Source organism: Endozoicomonas sp. ALB091, from assembly GCF_049310265.1.
In the GTDB taxonomy this organism is placed as follows: Bacteria; Pseudomonadota; Gammaproteobacteria; order Pseudomonadales; family Endozoicomonadaceae; genus Endozoicomonas.
In genome coordinates this window covers 645,157-661,640 of record NZ_JBLYNQ010000006.1, presented here as the reverse complement: position 1 = coordinate 661,640, position 16,484 = coordinate 645,157, and the positions used below count along the sequence as shown (strand labels likewise).

Annotated in this window: 16 protein-coding genes; 4 read left to right on the top strand and 12 right to left on the bottom strand. The window is 51.4% G+C overall.

Going from position 1 to position 16,484, the window contains the following annotated elements; translation table 11 throughout:
• Positions 1 to 33: 33 nt before the first annotated feature.
• The 8 genes from ACO6UX_RS09920 to ACO6UX_RS09885 form a co-directional block, all read right to left on the bottom strand.
• The gene (locus ACO6UX_RS09920; protein WP_422447161.1) at positions 34 to 1,242 is read right to left on the bottom strand and encodes a flagellar basal body P-ring protein FlgI; all 1,209 of its coding nucleotides are present in this window, start codon (positions 1,240 to 1,242) and stop codon (positions 34 to 36) included.
• Complete coding sequence (locus tag ACO6UX_RS09915; protein ID WP_422447159.1) at positions 1,239 to 1,937, bottom strand: flagellar basal body L-ring protein FlgH; 699 nt, start codon at positions 1,935 to 1,937, stop codon at positions 1,239 to 1,241. The genes ACO6UX_RS09920 and ACO6UX_RS09915 overlap by 4 nt, the downstream gene beginning before the upstream one ends.
• A gap of 25 nt (positions 1,938 to 1,962) precedes the next feature.
• A complete protein-coding gene (flgG, locus tag ACO6UX_RS09910) occupies positions 1,963 to 2,745 on the bottom strand; it encodes a flagellar basal-body rod protein FlgG (protein ID WP_422447157.1) in 783 nt (260 codons plus the stop codon).
• Between the two features lie 13 nt (positions 2,746 to 2,758).
• Entirely contained in the window at positions 2,759 to 3,484 is a 726-nt protein-coding gene (locus tag ACO6UX_RS09905) for a flagellar hook-basal body complex protein (RefSeq protein ID WP_422447155.1), read from the bottom strand.
• Between the two features lie 31 nt (positions 3,485 to 3,515).
• On the bottom strand, positions 3,516 to 4,721 hold the full coding sequence (locus tag ACO6UX_RS09900) for a flagellar hook protein FlgE (protein WP_422447153.1): 1,206 nt from the start codon (positions 4,719 to 4,721) through the stop codon (positions 3,516 to 3,518).
• Positions 4,722 to 4,759: 38 nt separating this feature from the next.
• Positions 4,760 to 5,437: a flagellar hook assembly protein FlgD gene (locus ACO6UX_RS09895; protein WP_422447151.1), complete on the bottom strand. Its 678-nt coding sequence runs from the start codon at positions 5,435 to 5,437 to the stop codon at positions 4,760 to 4,762.
• 400 nt (positions 5,438 to 5,837) lie between these two features.
• On the bottom strand, positions 5,838 to 6,272 hold the full coding sequence (gene flgC / locus ACO6UX_RS09890) for a flagellar basal body rod protein FlgC (protein ID WP_422447149.1): 435 nt from the start codon (positions 6,270 to 6,272) through the stop codon (positions 5,838 to 5,840).
• A gap of 269 nt (positions 6,273 to 6,541) precedes the next feature.
• Positions 6,542 to 6,937 (bottom strand): flagellar basal body rod protein FlgB, encoded by a 396-nt coding sequence (locus ACO6UX_RS09885; protein WP_422447147.1) that lies wholly within the window; start codon positions 6,935 to 6,937, stop codon positions 6,542 to 6,544.
• A gap of 246 nt (positions 6,938 to 7,183) precedes the next feature.
• On the opposite strand from ACO6UX_RS09885, the gene flgA reads away from it, so the two are divergent.
• From flgA to ACO6UX_RS09865, 4 genes are all read left to right on the top strand, one after another.
• The gene (gene flgA, locus ACO6UX_RS09880; RefSeq protein WP_422447145.1) at positions 7,184 to 7,846 is read left to right on the top strand and encodes a flagellar basal body P-ring formation chaperone FlgA; all 663 of its coding nucleotides are present in this window, start codon (positions 7,184 to 7,186) and stop codon (positions 7,844 to 7,846) included.
• Positions 7,846 to 8,259 (top strand): hypothetical protein, encoded by a 414-nt coding sequence (locus ACO6UX_RS09875; protein WP_422447960.1) that lies wholly within the window; start codon positions 7,846 to 7,848, stop codon positions 8,257 to 8,259. The genes flgA and ACO6UX_RS09875 overlap by 1 nt, the downstream gene beginning before the upstream one ends.
• A 271-nt stretch (positions 8,260 to 8,530) precedes the next feature.
• Positions 8,531 to 8,725 carry an IS66 family insertion sequence element accessory protein TnpA gene (gene tnpA, locus ACO6UX_RS09870; RefSeq protein WP_422447143.1) on the top strand — a complete coding sequence of 65 codons (195 nt, stop codon included), beginning with the start codon at positions 8,531 to 8,533 and terminating at the stop codon, positions 8,723 to 8,725.
• A gap of 185 nt (positions 8,726 to 8,910) precedes the next feature.
• The gene (locus tag ACO6UX_RS09865) at positions 8,911 to 12,840 is read left to right on the top strand and encodes a hypothetical protein (RefSeq protein ID WP_422447141.1); all 3,930 of its coding nucleotides are present in this window, start codon (positions 8,911 to 8,913) and stop codon (positions 12,838 to 12,840) included.
• Between the two features lie 462 nt (positions 12,841 to 13,302).
• On the opposite strand, the gene ACO6UX_RS09860 is transcribed toward ACO6UX_RS09865, so the two are convergent.
• The 4 genes from ACO6UX_RS09860 to ACO6UX_RS09845 all read right to left on the bottom strand — a co-directional run bounded on the left by ACO6UX_RS09860 (position 13,303) and on the right by ACO6UX_RS09845 (position 16,482).
• On the bottom strand, positions 13,303 to 13,611 hold the full coding sequence (locus ACO6UX_RS09860; RefSeq protein ID WP_422447139.1) for a hypothetical protein: 309 nt from the start codon (positions 13,609 to 13,611) through the stop codon (positions 13,303 to 13,305).
• A gap of 271 nt (positions 13,612 to 13,882) precedes the next feature.
• Complete coding sequence (locus ACO6UX_RS09855) at positions 13,883 to 14,233, bottom strand: hypothetical protein (RefSeq protein ID WP_422447137.1); 351 nt, start codon at positions 14,231 to 14,233, stop codon at positions 13,883 to 13,885.
• Positions 14,208 to 15,641: a FliI/YscN family ATPase gene (locus ACO6UX_RS09850; protein ID WP_422447135.1), complete on the bottom strand. Its 1,434-nt coding sequence runs from the start codon at positions 15,639 to 15,641 to the stop codon at positions 14,208 to 14,210. Before ACO6UX_RS09850 ends, ACO6UX_RS09855 begins: the two co-directional genes overlap by 26 nt.
• Positions 15,634 to 16,482 (bottom strand): FliH/SctL family protein, encoded by an 849-nt coding sequence (locus ACO6UX_RS09845; RefSeq protein ID WP_422447133.1) that lies wholly within the window; start codon positions 16,480 to 16,482, stop codon positions 15,634 to 15,636. The genes ACO6UX_RS09850 and ACO6UX_RS09845 overlap by 8 nt, the downstream gene beginning before the upstream one ends.
• Positions 16,483 to 16,484: the final 2 nt, after the last annotated feature.

The window sequence follows — 16,484 nt, the reverse complement described above, 5'->3', positions numbered from 1 at the left end:
TCAGAAATGTACAAATTATTCCGGGGCAATTCCTCACATAATAACCAGCTCACCCTCCATGGCCCCGGCTTCCTGAATAGCCTGGAGAATTGAGATCAGTTCATTGGGCGTCAGTCCGGCACTGTTCACCACATTAACAATATCGGACAGGCTGGTGGTGGCAGGGACAATAAACATGCCACCGGTTTTTTGTATGATGTCGACGGTGCTTTGCTCCTCGATTTGTGTGGTCCCAAGGGAAAATGGGTTGGGCTGTATCACGCTGGGACGCTCCATGACTTTCACGGTGGTGGAACCATTGCTCACGGCTACCGGGCGAATGCGGACATCGGCACCAATAACGATGGTTCCGGTCCGGGAATTGATCACGACGCGGGCCGGGGTGACGCCCTGGGGAACATCCAGAGTCTCCAGCATGGACAGAAACGTCACCCGGTTATTCCGTCCCTCGGGTACCGTGACTTCAATCTGGCTGCCATCCACTCCCCGGGCAATATGACTGCCAAAGTGATCATTGATAGCCTTGACCAGTAAACGGCTTTGGCTGTAATTCTGCTCCCTGAGATTTAATCGTACGACACCAGGCGTTACTTCCGGAGGAATGATCGACTGTTCAATGGTCGCACCTCCCGGAATGCGTCCGACCGTCGTTGTATTGATACTGATCTGGGTGCCGGTAGCGCCCTGGGCAGACACTCCGCCAACAATCACTGAACCCTGGGCCAGGGCGTAGACCTGGCCATCAATACCCCGTAATGGTGACGCCAGAAGCACACCGCCACGGAGACTTTTGGCGTCACCAATCGAGGAAACCATCACATCAAGCGTGGTTCCCGGGCGGGCAAAGGTGGGCAGGTTGGCACTGATACTGACGGCAGCAACATTCTTCATCCGCGGATCACTCCCCGGGGGTAACTGAATACCAAACTGGCGCAGCATGTTGACCATGGACTGACTGGTAAAAACGGTTTGACGGGTCTGGTCGCCAGTACCCTGCAAACCAACCACCAGGCCATAGCCGATCAGCTGGTTTTTGCGCACACCTTCTATATCAACCAGATCCACCAAACGTAAGGCCTGGCAGGGTGGCGGAAAAACAACAGTCGCCGCCAGTAACAGCCCGGCCAGAAGGCTGTCCGACAGTAGCGCCCGAATAAAACCGATTTTTTCAGCTCCATTTACAACTCCAGCGGCCGCCACCGCCGCAGGGCAGGCTATTACCGGGCCGTCCCCTGATCTCAAAATGGAAACCAGCTGCTGTTCAGAATACGGGTGAGCCAGCCCTGGGTGTTGGCCTGGGCCAGGTCGCCCCGGCCGGTATAACTGATTTTTGCATGGGCCAAACGCAGCGAGGAGACCTTGTTGTCCTGGGTAACGTCTTCAGGGCGCACCACACCACTGACAAAGATGACTTCATCACCCTGATTCAGCCGGACCATTTTGCTGCCCTTAACCAACAGCGCCCCACTGGGCAGCACTTTTTGCACGACCACGGTCACCGAGCCGGTTAAATGGTTTTGCTGAGAGGTCGATCCTTTGCCGCCAAAGTTCCGTTTGCTGCTGAGTTGTGTGTCCAGTCTCGAGTATTTGTTCCCGAATACCGTGGGGGGCGCTATGGTGGCACTGGCATTTTTGTCCAGGCTGGTATTGGCCTTTTTACTGGAGAAGGTCTTTTCCTGCAGCATCACGGTCAGAATATCGCCGGGGCGATAGGCTTTCAGATCATCAAACAGGCGCATACTGGTGGCATATGTATAAAGACTGCCCGGTGCCGGTGCCGGAGGGGGCTCCGGGGCACGGGTAAGCACGGGTTCAGTGTCTTCATCGTCGGCATTATTCAGGGGCTGGTTGTGTGGCAATACCACCTGACAGCCCGGCAACCCGATCACCAGCACAGCGATCAGCCAAATAAACATCGATGTAACTGTTTTGCCCATAGGGTGCATCCGGTTTGAATTGTTCCTAACTGCTTTTCACCAGATATTCCTGGGAATTACTGGCCACATCGATGGCCCTGGCCTGCATTTCATAAGCCCGCTGAATCATGATCAGATTGACCAGCTCTTCCACCACATCCACATTGGAGGCCTCAAGGGAAAACTGCCGGATTTCACCAAGACCATTGGTGCCGGGAACGCCTTCCACAGGGGAACCGCTGGCAGCGGTTTCCAGATAGAAGTTATCGCCGATGGACTGCAGCCCCATGGGATTGATGAAATTAACCAGAGAGATCTGCCCCAGAACCTGAGCTTCCGGGCTGCCGGGCATGGCAACGGATACCGTGCCATCCTGACCAATGGTGATGTTCCGGGCTTCCATCGGGATGGTGATCACCGGCTCTATCGGCTGGCCGGTGGCCATCACGATTTCACCTTCGGCATTGAGCTGCAACTGTCCGTTACGGGTATAAGCCATCTCTCCGGAAGGTAACTGAACCTGCACAAAGCCATCGCCGACAATAGCCAGATCCAGCGCATTACCGGTATTCTGGACATTGCCATTAGTAAATATTTTCTGGGTGGCGGTGATTCTGGCACCCGTACCCACCTGCAGGCCGCTGGGCAGTTCATCCCCACTGTTGGCCATTGCTCCGGCCTGTTTCAGGGTGGTATAAAACTGATCCGCAGCCACCACCCGTTCTTTTTTATAGCCATAGGTGCTGATATTACTGAGGTTCTGGGAAGCAGCCATCATTCTGGCATCCTGCAGGGTCAGGCCGCCCTGGTTTATCCACAGACTATTCATAGTGGCGCTCTCATTAACGACGGGACAGGTTCAGCAATTCATTGCCTCGCCCTGCCATCTGATCAAAGGCTGATAACATACGAACATGGAGATCCATGGTTTTTCCGGTTTCCACCACATTCAGGTACTCCGCCATCAGGTCAACATTGCTCTCTTCAAGCGCCCCGCTAACCATCTTGACCCGTGGATCAGGGACTGGCGCACTGCCATCCACCAGCCTGAACAGGCCATCCGGGCTCCGAATCAGGTTGGCCACGGGGGGATTGGCAAAGCGGATACGCCCCACCTCTTCAACGTCCTGACTACCGGCAGGAATGACACTGACAGAACCCTCACTGCCAATGGTCAGCTGACTGAATGCAGGAATGGTCAACGGCCCCGTCTGTCCCATGACGCGGGCACCATTGCCGGTCAACACCTCACCCGTTGCGGTCAGACTGAGCAAACCGTTTCGGGTCAGCCCTGCCTTGCCGCTGGCATCTTGCACCACTAACCATCCGGCACCGTCGATGGCTACATCCAGCTGGCGTCCTGTGGGTCTCAGAGAGCCGCTGGTGAAATTGGTGGCAGCCTGAAGGGAAAATGCGGGTGCCCGTTGTTGGGCCATCGCCGTCTGTGTCTGTGCCAGTTTTTGCGCAAATACCGAGTCGCCCCGGTAACCGGGCACCGACTGACCGGATAAATTACCCGCAAACACGGACAGGCTTTGCCAGATGCGTTCGGCACTGGCGGTAGTCATCTGCATTCCGGAAAACATGGCCAGGTGCCCGTCAGGTGAGATTGATCAGTGTTTGCGACAGGACATCTTCTGCCTGGAATGCCTTGGCGCTTACCTGAAAGTTGCGCTGGGCGAGAATGACATCCGACAACCCGCTGGCCAGATCCACATTGGACTGTTCAACAAACCCCGCCCTGATAAGGCCCGCGCCATTAAGGCCCGATGGACTAAAGAGCGGAGTGCCGGATACCATAGACGACATCCATGTATTATTCCCATTAACCACTAACCCGTTATCATTGGGAAAGGTAGCCAGTGCCACCTGACCAAGCAGGTATTGCTCACCATTGCTGTAGCTACCCTGCAGAAAACCGTTTTCGGCAAAACTGACCTGGTTAAGGCTGCCCGCCATTTGCCCGTCAACCACCTGGGGACGAAATGCCGAATCGATTGCGAACTGGGTGATGCCGGAAAAGTCCATGGCCAGGGGCTGGAGAACGGCACCTGAGGGCAGCTCCGGTGGTGTCAGTGAAAACTGCGCATCGGCGGGTGTCGTCAACAGGCCTGAGCTGTTGAATGTCAGGTTTTCTGTCTGTTTGAGGGACTGCCCATCCACCTGAAATTCAAGCAGCCACTGACTGGTCTCGGTTTTGGTGAAATAGCTACCCAGCGTATGTTGTTCGCCAAGGCTATCGAAAATATTCAATGCTCCGTACCAGCTGAATGTCCTTGGGTCTGACGGGTTAAGGGCAACCGTCGTACGATTAATCACCGGTTCACTGGCATTGAGGTTAATGATAGCTGATGCTTTAGTGGTTGCTTTGCCTGGCCGGTCAGCCTGACTGACCTGCAAGTCAACCAGTTTTGAGGTATCAACCGCACCCTGATTGTTGACACCAAAGCCCCGGAGGCGATAACCACTGGGGTTCACCAGATAATGCTCCTTATCCTGATTAAACAGGCCTGCCCGGCTGAAGAGCTGCTCACCACTATTACCAAGAACAAAAAAGCCCTTACCATCAATACCCAGATCAAAGGCATTACCCGATTGCGTCAGCTGTCCCTGGGAAAACGCCTGTTGGGTTCCCAGCAGCGTGACCCCGGACATATCCACCGATGTGGTTCCTGCCTGGGCATAGACATCACCAAGAATCGCCCGAAACGACTTATAACCATTCGTTTCCGAATTGGTCAGGTTCTGGCTGGCTATATCCAGCTGACTTCGGGCAGCATTCATGCCCGTGATACTGATTGACATAGACGCTTACCTCTCCGATTAGACAACAACCGTCAAGCTTATGGCCGGGTCACGGAATGAATGCTGGACAGTGCCACTGGCTCCATTGCCTCAAGCCTGATCTGCGGTGCCTGATCAGAGCTGTTGAAAACAATACTGTTTGCTTTACTGACAAGTTGCACAGGAACCACTTCACTATCACCATCCAGGGTGCTTTGCAGCCAGTACTGACCATGAGGCAGCGAGCCAAACAGTTGGTCCAGGCTTTTCTTTATGGAAGTACCCGGTGACTCATTATGACGCCCCTGATAATGGGCTTCTTTTACCGGGGTACCATTTTGATCGGTGAGCAAAAAATGCAACAAGTGCCCTGTACCTGGCGAAGGAAAGGCCAGGGCTAATTTATTCCCATCGCCATTGAATGAAAACTGGCGGGCATCAATAGCGACCTCCTGACCCAGCAGTGCCGTAGCGCTGGACAGTTGGGCCGTTGCAAACTGATCGCCCAACCGGCTGATACCGGCGTGAATATCTCTTAACTCTGACACGGAAGTCATGGCCGCCAGCTGATTCAGCAGATCACCGCTTTCCATCGGTTCAAGCGGGTTCTGGTGCTTAAGTTGAGTAATCAACAACGTCATAAAGTTTTTACTCAAGGCACTGGAACTGTCGGAGGAAGACGACGATGCGCTACCATTCGGAGTGGAGGCTAGTTCATGTTGAATGGATGAAATCATAGTGATACCCACATGTCATATCGATTTCGACGGCAGGGGACTGTCTCGAAATAGCCTTCCTTCTTTTAACGCAAATCCCACCAGACCAGGCACTGTTATACATACACAGCACATCTCTCACGGTTCCTCGGCTGTTCATATCCCTCCGGACTCCCTCGCAGAGCGTGGGGGGACTGTATGGGTATAAGTGCTTTATCTGCACTAGTACACGGTTTCAATGTAATTGATGGGTTCCCTCTATCAATGGCACCCAAACTCCGTTCGTCCTGAGCGGAGTCGAAGGACCCATAGGGCCTAAAGGCGTAAACTCCATGCCCTGAATAAAGACTGTACCAATCACCCTTCGACTCCGCTCAGGGTGAACGGAGATTGTGCACAGCAAGCTCATTGAAATGACGTACTAGCTATGAACACCGATCAGCTCCAGTGCCTGGCCCTGCATTTGACGGGCGCTGGTGAACACCGAGACAGCCGCATCAAAAGACCGGGCTGCCGAAATCATGGTTGCCATTTCTTCAATCGTGCTGATATTCGGGTAAAACACTTCACCGTTAGCATTAGCCAGAGGATGGCCCGGTTGATAGCGCACCTGGGGAGGTGACTTATCTTTGATAATACCCGCTACTTCAACGGTAAACGCCGGAATATTCTCTCTGGCAGCGGAGCCAGCATCTACGGTTCTGGCCTGAAGTAACGCTCGCCCCGGCCGCATCACCTCAGCAGCAGACGCTGCTGCAACCTCATTGTAAGAGAGCGCCTCGGCCACCAGTGTCATACGGGTCGCCTGGGCGACCATGGCGTAACCAGACATAGCCTGAACCAACTGCAGACTCATGGGGTACTCACTTCATCGAATTAACAATTTATGACGTCTATTCTCGGACAGCCTTCTAGTAGTACATGGTTTCAATGGGTTTGATGTGTACAATCTCCGTTCACCCTGAGCGCCCTTCGACTCCGCTCAGGATGCACGGACGAAGGGTGCTTGGCACAATCTATCAGAGTCCGGAGTTTCCGCCTTTAGGCCCTATGGGTCCTTCGACAGGCTCAGGACGAACGGATTACGGAGGCACGTCAACCCGTCAAACTCATTGAAACCATACACTAGCGACCGCTGATCACCTTATCAAGCATGCTCAGACGCTCCCGGATTAACGATATGCTGATATTGTACCCGGCCATCGACTGTGCAAGTTTTGCCTGCTCCAGTGCCAGAGATACATCGTTACCATTTTCCGAGGCAATACCGCCTGAATTTTTAAAGGCAATGGATAACTCAACATCCGCCAGTTGATTTGGGGTGATATGCCGTTTGTCTGAGACCGACAAATCCTGAGATAAACCATAAGCCAAATGGTAAAAGTTCAGATTAGCTTCAAGTGCCCGGTATTGTGGTGTTTCAATATTAAAAATATTGCCTGACTGGATGGCAATCTGAGAGCTTCTGAGCTGTGCAACTCTTGGGTGTATACCCATGGCCGACTCAAATGAAATCAACATACAGGCTATCTATTCGTCTATATTAAGTCGTGTGTAAAGAGTAGTACGTTGTCGTAAAAAATGTATTTATTTGTCACATATTTTATTCTCGTCAGGGAGCTATCAATCAGTCGTCGTTTTGTTTTTTCCCTGTGTCTGTGCTTACTCAATATTCCCAATATTGCAAACGCCCATACAGTGTCATGTACGGATACCAGCCCGCAGTCAGATCAATCAGATAAGAGCACTGATCAAAGGGTTCAGGGGGTGGTCATCAGTCAACTCTGTGAGCATTCGCGCTTATTGGCTAAACGCTTTAACGGCCGTAATCCCCGGGTGGTTTTGTTGCATAAAGAACGCTGGCAGCAATTGCCAGACTGTCCGGAAACACCGGATATCCGCTTCTCTGCCATGGCTCAGAACGGTAAACTGCCATTATTGATCAGCTGTCCTGATCATCTCGGCACCTTCCCGGAACACCGCTGGAAACAACGGCTGGCGGTCAGAGTGGATTTTGACGTATCGGTATTGCTTGCCGACAGGGATCTTAACCGGGGCGAGGCGTTGTCGGGGCCAGCATTGTCGGGGCCAGGACAGCCGAGGCTGAAAACATCAAAAGTCCGTTTGAGTTCCCTGAAACCGAATGTATTTCAGGATAATCCTTCCGGATACATCGCTACCCGAAAGATTAGCGCCGGCACTGTGATTACCACCGATATGGTAAAAAGGGCCACTGCTATCCGTCGGGGGCAGCATTTAACCATTGTTGTTCAATCAGAAAATATCGAATTAACTACCACCGGTGTCGCCATGGAAAGCGGCCATGTCGGCGATATTATCCTGGTTCAGAAAGAAAATGGCAGACCGTTCAAATGCCGGGTGATCAATGAAGGTGAGGTACGCCCGGTTGAAGGGGAGAGGCGGTCATAATGTCCAATGATGAGTCTCAAGACGATGGGGGCCAAAAAGAGAGTTCGCAACCTTATCAGTTACTGCAAAATCTGGAGAGGCTGTTGAGCCTTCAGGCCCGGGAAATAACCCGAAAAAATATTGAGTCAGTGGTGCACTTATCAGGGCAATGTGCTGATATTTGCCAGCAGTTAGAACCCATCTTATTAGCATCACGTCAGGATAAAATAACAAGTGACAGTCCTCAGGTGCTTGAAACAGAGCGATTGATCCGGTCGTGCCGGGCACTGCAACAGAGTAATAGCCATCAACTGGCGAGACTGGCCGATTATTGCAATGCATTTATAGAGTTGCTCCGTGGGCCGCCCTTATCCTACGGTAAAAATGCGACTGTCAGATATCAGTCCAGTCGTAATACTTTGTGCAAATTGTAAAATAAAAAAGAATACCAAAAGATTTTAAAGCCACAACAATCAAATATTTCGTTCTTTTGCTGATAAAAGTGTATTCAGAGGTCTCTGGCGATTTCACCATTTGGCTCGAACAGGGTTTAAATTGACATAGGCCATAAGCAGAGCCGCTTCGTTGAGCAGCGCCTGGCTTTTGTAACGTCCTTCCCGGAACGTAACCGCCAAAATAACCCACGTCCTACCCCGCTGAGATTTGATCGTGGATCATAAAGCCTCTGATTACATGGAGGCTCCGATGACCACCCCAGAAACCACTAAAGAACAATGGCTGCAACGGATCGAAGCCTGGCACGACTCCGGGCTTAGCCAAAAAGCCTGGTGCCGACAAAACGGCGTCAGAACATCACAGCCTGGTTATTGGAAAAAGAAGCTGTGTGAAGGCATCTCAAGAATAAGCCGATCCGGCGGGGTTAGCTATTACGCTGGTTAAATTAGCGTTTACGTTCTATTGTTGTCATCCCCAGACGATTCTCCAACTGGAAACAGGTAATCCCCGAAGAAACCATGCAGTCACCTTCCTCCTCAGTAACCGCAGACACGGCATCCCCGTTAACATCCACTGAAGCCGGAAGGCACCGGCCAGCAAACAGCCGAAAACAAGAAAGAAAGCGATCCATGTCAGGTTACCAGGTGGAACAGACAACAACGGGCACTGGAACATTTCCACCGCATCAACTGCAATCTGAATCCGGGCCCATCCCACCCATAAAGCGCAGGCGTGTTACTGACAACAGCAGGCGTATTGTGTGTTCTGCAACTTCGCTACCTACAGAAATTAACAGTGAAACATCAATTTCAGAATTTTCTGTAAGCCAGCAAAATGAACTGCGAACACATTTAAATAATCAAGAAATTCAAGCAATATTAACGAATGCCGGGACTCTTCTGAAAAACCTCAAAGACAGGAAAATCCAGTTAGCGCGAGACAGGGGAAAGCCGCCCGCACATTCCCTCTTTTCCAAGTTAAAAAACTTCAGCATTGTTAAAGATTCTCAGACTTTCAAAGGCTATTTTGCCAAGGCCAACACGTTCTTTTTAGCTGTCAATCCCCAGCAGATTACCAATACCAGCTGCCTTACCAGCATGCTCAACTCGAAGACTCAGATAAAAAAGTTTGCAGAAGAAAGCGAGGAAAACATTCAGGCGGTTGCTGCTAACCCATGCTTGAAACAGATTGCCTCCATGTGTAATGGCAAAGGCTTGCCCGACAAAGCGAAGGTGGAAGCGTTCGTGGCGTGGGAGTGCTGGAAGGTGAACGGCGAATTCAGCCTGGAACTGCTCCGGGCCTTTTCCTCCATGTGTAATGGCAAAGGCTTGCCCGACAGAGCGAAGGTGGAAGCGCTCAAAGCATGGGAGTGCTGGAAGGTGAACGGCGAATTCAGCCTGAAACTGCTGCGGGCCTTTTCCTCCATGTGTCATGGCAAAGGCTTGCCCGACAAAGCGAAGGTGGAAGCGTTCGTGGCGTGGGAGTGCTGGAAGGTGAACGGCGAATTCAGCCTGGAACTGCTGCGGGCCTTTTCCTCCATGTTTCATGGCAAAGGCTTGCCCGACAAAGCGAAGGTGGAAGCGTTCGTGGCGTGGGAGTGCTGGAAGGTGAACGGCGAATTCAGCCTGGAACTGCTGCGGGCCTTTTCCTCCATGTTTCATGGCAAAGGCTTGCCCGACAAAGCGAAGGTGGAAGCGTTCGTGGCGTGGCAGTGCTGGAAGGTGAACGGCGAATTCAGTCTGGAACTGCTGCGGGCCTTTTCCTCCATGATGAGCGGTAGGGGCTTGCCCGACAAAGCGAAGGTGGAAGCGCTCAAAGCGTGGGAGTGCTGGAAGGTGAACGGCGAATTCAGCCTGGAACTGCTGCGGGCCTTTTCCTCCATGTGTCATGGCAAAGGCTTGCCCGACAAAGCGAAGGTGGAAGCGCTCAAAGCGTGGGAGTGCTGGAAGGTGAACGGCGAATTCAGCCTGGAACTGCTGCGGGCCTTTTCCTCCATGATGCGCAGTAGGGGCTTGCCCGACAAAGCGAAGGTGGAAGCGTTCGTGGCGTGGGAGTGCTGGAAGGTGAACGGCGAATTCAGCCTGGAACTGCTGCGGGCCTTTTCCTCCATGATGAGCACTAGGGGCTTGCCCGACAAAGCGAAGGTGGAAGCGCTCAAAGCGTGGGAGTGCTGGAAGGTGAAGGGCGAATTCAGCCTGGAACTGCTGCGGGCCTTTTCCTCCATGTGTCATGGCAAAGGCTTGCCTGACAAAGTGAAGGTGGAAGCGCTCAAAGCGTGGGAGTGCTGGAAGGTGAACGGCGAATTCAGCCTGGAACTGCTGCGGGCCTTTTCCTCCATGATGAGCACTAGGGGCTTGCCCGACAAAGCGAAGGTGGAAGCGCTCAAAGCGTGGGAGTGCTGGAAGGTGAACGGCGAATTCAGCCTGGAACTGCTGCGGGCCTTTTCCTCCATGTGTCATGGCAAAGGCTTGCCCGCCAGAGCGAAGGTGGAAGCGCTCAAAGCGTGGGAGTGCTGGAAGGTGAACGGCGAATTCAGCCTGGAACTGCTGCGGGCCTTTTCCTCCATGTGTCATGGCAAAGGCTTGCCCGACAAAGCGAAGGTGGAAGCGTTCGTTCAATGGCTACCCTCGGATGAAAATAAGAATATTCTGAAACTTTCTTGCCGAATATTTGCAAGTTTTGGTTTGCCTTCACGAAAAAAACTGACTGAAAATGAGAAAACACTTCGCCAATGTCTTAATCAGCATGGTTGTACCACTGAACATGGCGACGATAATAGTGATGAAGATCTTTTAGAATCGAGTCAAATGAAAGCACTGGCTCTGTTCTTCTCCGGGCCCGCAAAATGGCGCATGAAAATTGCCGAATTCCACCAATATCTGGCTGCCCACAAGAGCCCTCGAAATGACAGAGTGGCTGTTCGTGCTGCGCTGAAATCGTTGCTACCGATATTGGCTATCCATGGAGGAACTGGTATCCAGTTCTGGATTGAAAAATATCGTAAAAATCCACGCTGCAAAGGAGTACTCACTAAGGCATTAGCCATTCCTGCACCACTGGCTTTAACAAAATTTGCACTAACGCAACTCCCTGAATCTGAGATGCAGGAATACCTTGAACTTTGCAGAAACCTGAAGCCAGCCCCGACTCAGGAACAGTGGTATGCATTAAAACCACTTTGCCAACAGCTTGGCCAGCGATTTGACTTCACGCAATCTAAACGCACGATGCTGGAGATTCTCTGGCAACAATCAGAAGCAGAAGATAACCGCTCAAAATACGCGGATAAGATGGATGAGCTATTCAAAACCTTGCCCACCATCTCACAGTGGCGCGGGTTACATCGGGTGCTTGGACAACACAAAATGCAGCAATTCATGGATGCCTGTCTTGACTATCAGGCTACACCTGAAACCGCTCCTGATGTCACGATTCAGCAACGGTTGCTGGAAGGAATGCTGCTCACAAACCACTCTCTACCTGAACAAGAGAAAATACCGGATCTCTGCTTTTCAAATCGAGTGTCAACAGATGATAAAAGAGGGGTGATGGTCGGTGGTGATCCCGCCATGTCGGGCCAGGAACGCCTGTGGCGCTTTATCACGGCCATGTTAATTGAGCTTGAACAAACAGAATATCAAGTCAAGAATCAAAGACTAACCGTTTTGCCAGACGATGGCGATCCGGTGGTACTCCAAAATCCAGAGTTTACCCTCAGAGATACCGGCTTTGTTATAAAGAACTGGACATTGCAACAGTTAACCGCCTTTTTCAAGGCAACCGAGTTCACAGAACAATGGTATAAAAAGCCTCAGGACAAGCGCGATCCCTATGCGATCAGGCTTGAGGCAAAATTAGCCCAAATGCAAGCGAGAACCAAAGAGCCCAAGAAAGCCGAGCCGAAAAAAATACCACACCTGGTGGCACCCTCTATGATTATCAGTCTAATCAATTACAATAAACCATTAAAGCCTGCGGTCTGGTCATCTCTTGAACACTATGCCAGCAGCGGCCAGCTAAACGCCCGTTTATGCACGGCACTCAGCCCGGTTATCAAAGATGATAAAGACGGCATTGTTCCAGACCTCGTTAAGAAAGCACTGGTTGCAAAGTTGGAACAGATTGAGGCAGCAAAAACGCCAGTAGTAACATCAATCCCTCAGCAAGGACTTCCAGCAGGGGCAAGCATACCAACTCAAGGGAACCAGGTTGCCAACAGTCGCATTCAAGGGCCGCTATCTGACTTTGACGCGGCAATGGAAGCGCTGGATCGTTTTCGCGAATTGGGAAATGCAGAACTTGAACTGCTGGAACCCCACCGAAGCCGAATGACTTCTGTTGAATTAAGCACTGCTATCTGCAAAATGAGCTACGCAGTGGATTCAGAAACACGGAAAGAATGGAATGAAGCCAGCGAGAAAAGGAGAAGAGACCCACTTGGGCTTGATGAAATAGTGGAATGGGATTTGGATTCATTGGCGACATTGGATTCATTGGCGACAGAGTCAGAACTGGTCAACAACGATGACTGGATAGAAGAGTTCCTACAAGGGCTGTGATATGCATTAAGAAGGTCTTGAAACTGTTGGGACTGCATCACAGAATCTCCCATTTCAGGGCTTTACGACAGTTTAGACTCATCGCCCCTTAAGGAAAACATAGCCTCCTACAAGGATAAACCAGTTGCCCTGACACAAGCATTTTACGGTTAAAATGGCAACATACGCAGGTTAAATGGGCGCTTACCCCGGAACCGTCCCTTACAGTTATCCTCTTTATTGGCTTTTCAGGCTGATTTCTTAGTTGTGAACTCGCGGTTCAGGGAATAATAAGAAGAGGGCCGAAGACCTCTTTTATAAGTAGTTGGCCAAATGGAATCGTATATTTCTGGCTAAGTGGGCAGTTGCTATGCAAGGCGCAACGTAGGGAGCATAGCCGTAGCTATGTGACCGTAGTTGCAACGCCGCAGAGTGACTGACAACTTAGTCAGAAATATATGATTTCATTTGGTTAACTACTTACTACCAGATGATATCGTTACAAGTCTTGATAGCATCTTTCCGTTGTTCGCGGGACATTTCCTTAGGCTTCTTACGGAAGCCAAATTTGTTGGATACAACGGCCCAGTTCAAGGCAGCCTTATCACCGGCGAAGTTATGGTAGTAATCATCCGCCTTGGACTTGAAGATAGCCGCCAGGAGGGGGTTATCCTCCAGTCTGGCAATCTCCACGCACGAACGAACGCGGGTGTAGAGAGCCTTCTCAAGGCGAGGTGCATCCGCCATAGCCGTGGATGATACAAGCAGTGCAGCGATAATAAGCTTTTTCATTTAAAGCTCCTTAATAAGTTTGATAAGACGGTCGAAACCTTCGTTATTCTTGAATTGTTCCAGAACCAGTAAAAATCCCTCGTCATTTTATAGGATGAAAATTCAAACGAAATAAGTTGTAATACCAATAATAAAAAAGGAAACCCAAAGATTTTAAAGCCACGACAATCGTATTGGGTTCGCTAAAAGATCACTGTCTATTTCAGGATAACTCCCGACTCAGACTCGCTCTGGAGGTTTCCTGTCTGTTGGAAAAAAGCTGACCTGGGCATTATCTGTACCGCTGGCGTAATCGTTCAAGTCGCTGCATTTTCACCGTTATCTCTGTCGATAGAGCCCTGTTGGTGTCGACCTGTCGTGAACGTGCCTCAATGCAAAGCTGCCAGCTATTCAGCAATTGCCAATGAAACATTGCCCGATTGATGACTTGTATGCCCGTATAGTATGACCCGGTTTGAGTATTTTGGGCCACTGTCGCACTGCCTGCGGTATCCAGTGTTTCGATTAATCGATTATGTTTTTCCAGTACTTCAAGCTGACGACGGATAGCACTCAGTCGCTGTTGATGTTGTAGCTCTTCAAGATGGAGTAAGCGGTTAATCATTTTTTTGCTGATGGCCATGACGAAGTCCGGAAATTAACGCCTTTAACTGCTGAACACTGTCTTCTAACGTCTCTCGCTCTTTGATATTTTGCTGCAAATAGCCAAGCATACCCGGCTCTGCAGCCATGGCCATATCCATATCAGCGTCATTACCCGGTTGATAGACCCCCAGTAATTTTAATTCACTCCCTTCACGGGCTTTTTCTAACAGTCGTCGGAAGGTCAACGACATCTTGAGGTGCTCTTCGGATACGGATTGCGGCATCGTCCGGCTGATGGAGGTCACCACGTCAATGGCTGGATAGTGTCCGGAGATTGCCAGAGCATGGCTGAGTACCAGGTGACCGTCCAGGATGGCCCTGGCGGATTCACCAATGGGGTCCGTATCTTGTTCCCCTTCCGTCAGAACGGTGTAAAAGGCCGTTAATGAACCACTTGATTGATAGCCATTGCCAGCCCTCTCAACCAACCGGGCAATCCTGTTAAAGACTGAGGGTGGGTATCCCCTGGCTGCGGGTGGTTCACCGGTAGCCAGGGCAACCTCCCGGCGGGCCTGGGCATAGCGGGTCAGGGAGTCCATTAATAACAGGGTATGATGTCCGGTATCCCGATAGTACTCGGCAATACGGTGTGCCACCAGCGCGGCTCGCAGCCGCATTACCGGTGAATGGTCGGCAGGGGCGGCAACAACAACGGAGCGCTGAAGACAGTGGTCATTGATATTCTGGCGGATAAAATCGCCAACCTCTCGTCCCCTTTCGCCAATCATGGCCAGTACCACAATATCGGCGCTGGTATTTCTGGCAATCATGCCCAGCAGTGTACTTTTGCCAGAGCCGCTCCCGGCAAACAGACCAATACGTTGTCCTCTGCCAATGGTCAGTAATCCATTAATAGAACGTACACCGACGTCTAATGGTGTGGCAACCGGGCATCGTTGCAGTGGGTTAATAGGAGGACTATGAAGGCGGATATTAGCGCTGCCTGTGGGCTTTGCCTTGCTGTCCAGTGGTCGGCCGACACCGTCAATAACCCGCCCCAGCAAGGCGTCGCCCACCACAATAGATGAATTATCCCCCATCGATGTGACTCTTGCGCCGGGGGATAATCCGTCATGGTAGTCAATCGGCATCAGCAGCAGCGTATTTCTGTCAAAGCCAACAACCTCGGCTTCTACAGTAAGACCATCACTGCCCTGAACCAGGCACCGCTGACCGGTTTGCATCCTGCAGCCCGCCACCTCCATAATCAGTCCGGATGCCTTGATCAGCTGTCCTGACAACCGCTGAGGTGTCAACAGGGTGACCTGTTCTCCGGCCGACATCAATTGTCGGATTAGCCGGTCCCAGAGATCGGTTCTGGTATTGTCGGTTCTTTCAACTGGAGGGGAAGGAAGTGTCGAGAGGGGCACGCTGGCATCAACCATTCATTAATAACTGTTCATGCACCGTATCAATGCAGGCCATAACACGACTTTCCACCGTCGCATCAACTTCGCCATAATCGGTAATAAGACGACATCCGCCTGCTGTCAGACGGTCATCCTCCTGAATGGACCAGCCTTCGGGTAACTGTTTGACAATGTTGTCTATCAGAAGACGATCCACCGGATTGATCACCAGATGCCCCCCTTTAATATCCGGAAGCATGGTCAGAGAGTCGGTAACCAGTTGCTGTAATGACTCCCGCGAGGTCGCAAGTTCATGGTTTACTACCTGCCTGACCACTGTGCTGATCAGTTCGCTCAGCGGCTGGCCTAAATGCAGCAGGGTTGATTGATGCAGGTTGTACAACTCATTCCAGAGGCTATTCATCAGAGCCAGCCATTGTTCCGCGCTGTCTTTCTGCTGTTGCTGTGATTCATGCAGTCCGGCCAGGTGTCCGGCTTCAAAGCCATTCTGATAGCCATCCTGGTAGCCGTCCTGTAAACCATGTTGCTGGCCTTCAGCATACCCGGCGTCTTCTGCTCTGCGACGATGGTCAAGTTGCCGTTTCCGGTTTCTTCGAACGATCTCACGCAGCATTTGGAAATTACTGGTTGGTTTTTGAGCAGGAGTCCCGTGGCCAGTGCCTTGGTCCTGTTGATAACAGGACGGTGGAAACTGATAGCGATGGATGCAGGGCTGCTCAGGTTCTGAGAACTCATCCCAGGGCAATCCGCCGTCCGATGGAGTCCCACTATTATGGGAATGGGTACGGGTACGGGTCTTATTCCGGTCAGCACTGTGCATTTCAGCGCCTTGCGTTAATGCTGTGGTCTTGATCATCG

Excerpts from the sequence above, each read along its gene's own strand:
- ACO6UX_RS09885 (WP_422447147.1), bottom strand. The coding sequence starts at position 6,937 with ATGTTGATTTCATTTGAGTCGGCCATGGGTATACACCCAAGAGTTGCA.
- tnpA (WP_422447143.1), top strand. The coding sequence starts at position 8,531 with ATGACCACCCCAGAAACCACTAAAGAACAATGGCTGCAACGGATCGAA.
- ACO6UX_RS09875 (WP_422447960.1), top strand. The coding sequence starts at position 7,846 with ATGTCCAATGATGAGTCTCAAGACGATGGGGGCCAAAAAGAGAGTTCG.
- ACO6UX_RS09895 (WP_422447151.1), bottom strand. The coding sequence starts at position 5,437 with ATGATTTCATCCATTCAACATGAACTAGCCTCCACTCCGAATGGTAGC.
- ACO6UX_RS09865 (WP_422447141.1), top strand. The coding sequence starts at position 8,911 with ATGTCAGGTTACCAGGTGGAACAGACAACAACGGGCACTGGAACATTT.
- ACO6UX_RS09860 (WP_422447139.1), bottom strand. The coding sequence starts at position 13,611 with ATGAAAAAGCTTATTATCGCTGCACTGCTTGTATCATCCACGGCTATG.
- ACO6UX_RS09915 (WP_422447159.1), bottom strand. The coding sequence starts at position 1,937 with ATGGGCAAAACAGTTACATCGATGTTTATTTGGCTGATCGCTGTGCTG.
- ACO6UX_RS09855 (WP_422447137.1), bottom strand. The coding sequence starts at position 14,233 with ATGGCCATCAGCAAAAAAATGATTAACCGCTTACTCCATCTTGAAGAG.
- flgG (WP_422447157.1), bottom strand. The coding sequence starts at position 2,745 with ATGAATAGTCTGTGGATAAACCAGGGCGGCCTGACCCTGCAGGATGCC.
- flgC (WP_422447149.1), bottom strand. The coding sequence starts at position 6,272 with ATGAGTCTGCAGTTGGTTCAGGCTATGTCTGGTTACGCCATGGTCGCC.
- ACO6UX_RS09900 (WP_422447153.1), bottom strand. The coding sequence starts at position 4,721 with ATGTCAATCAGTATCACGGGCATGAATGCTGCCCGAAGTCAGCTGGAT.
- ACO6UX_RS09905 (WP_422447155.1), bottom strand. The coding sequence starts at position 3,484 with ATGACTACCGCCAGTGCCGAACGCATCTGGCAAAGCCTGTCCGTGTTT.
- ACO6UX_RS09850 (WP_422447135.1), bottom strand. The coding sequence starts at position 15,641 with ATGGTTGATGCCAGCGTGCCCCTCTCGACACTTCCTTCCCCTCCAGTT.
- ACO6UX_RS09845 (WP_422447133.1), bottom strand. The coding sequence starts at position 16,482 with ATGATCAAGACCACAGCATTAACGCAAGGCGCTGAAATGCACAGTGCT.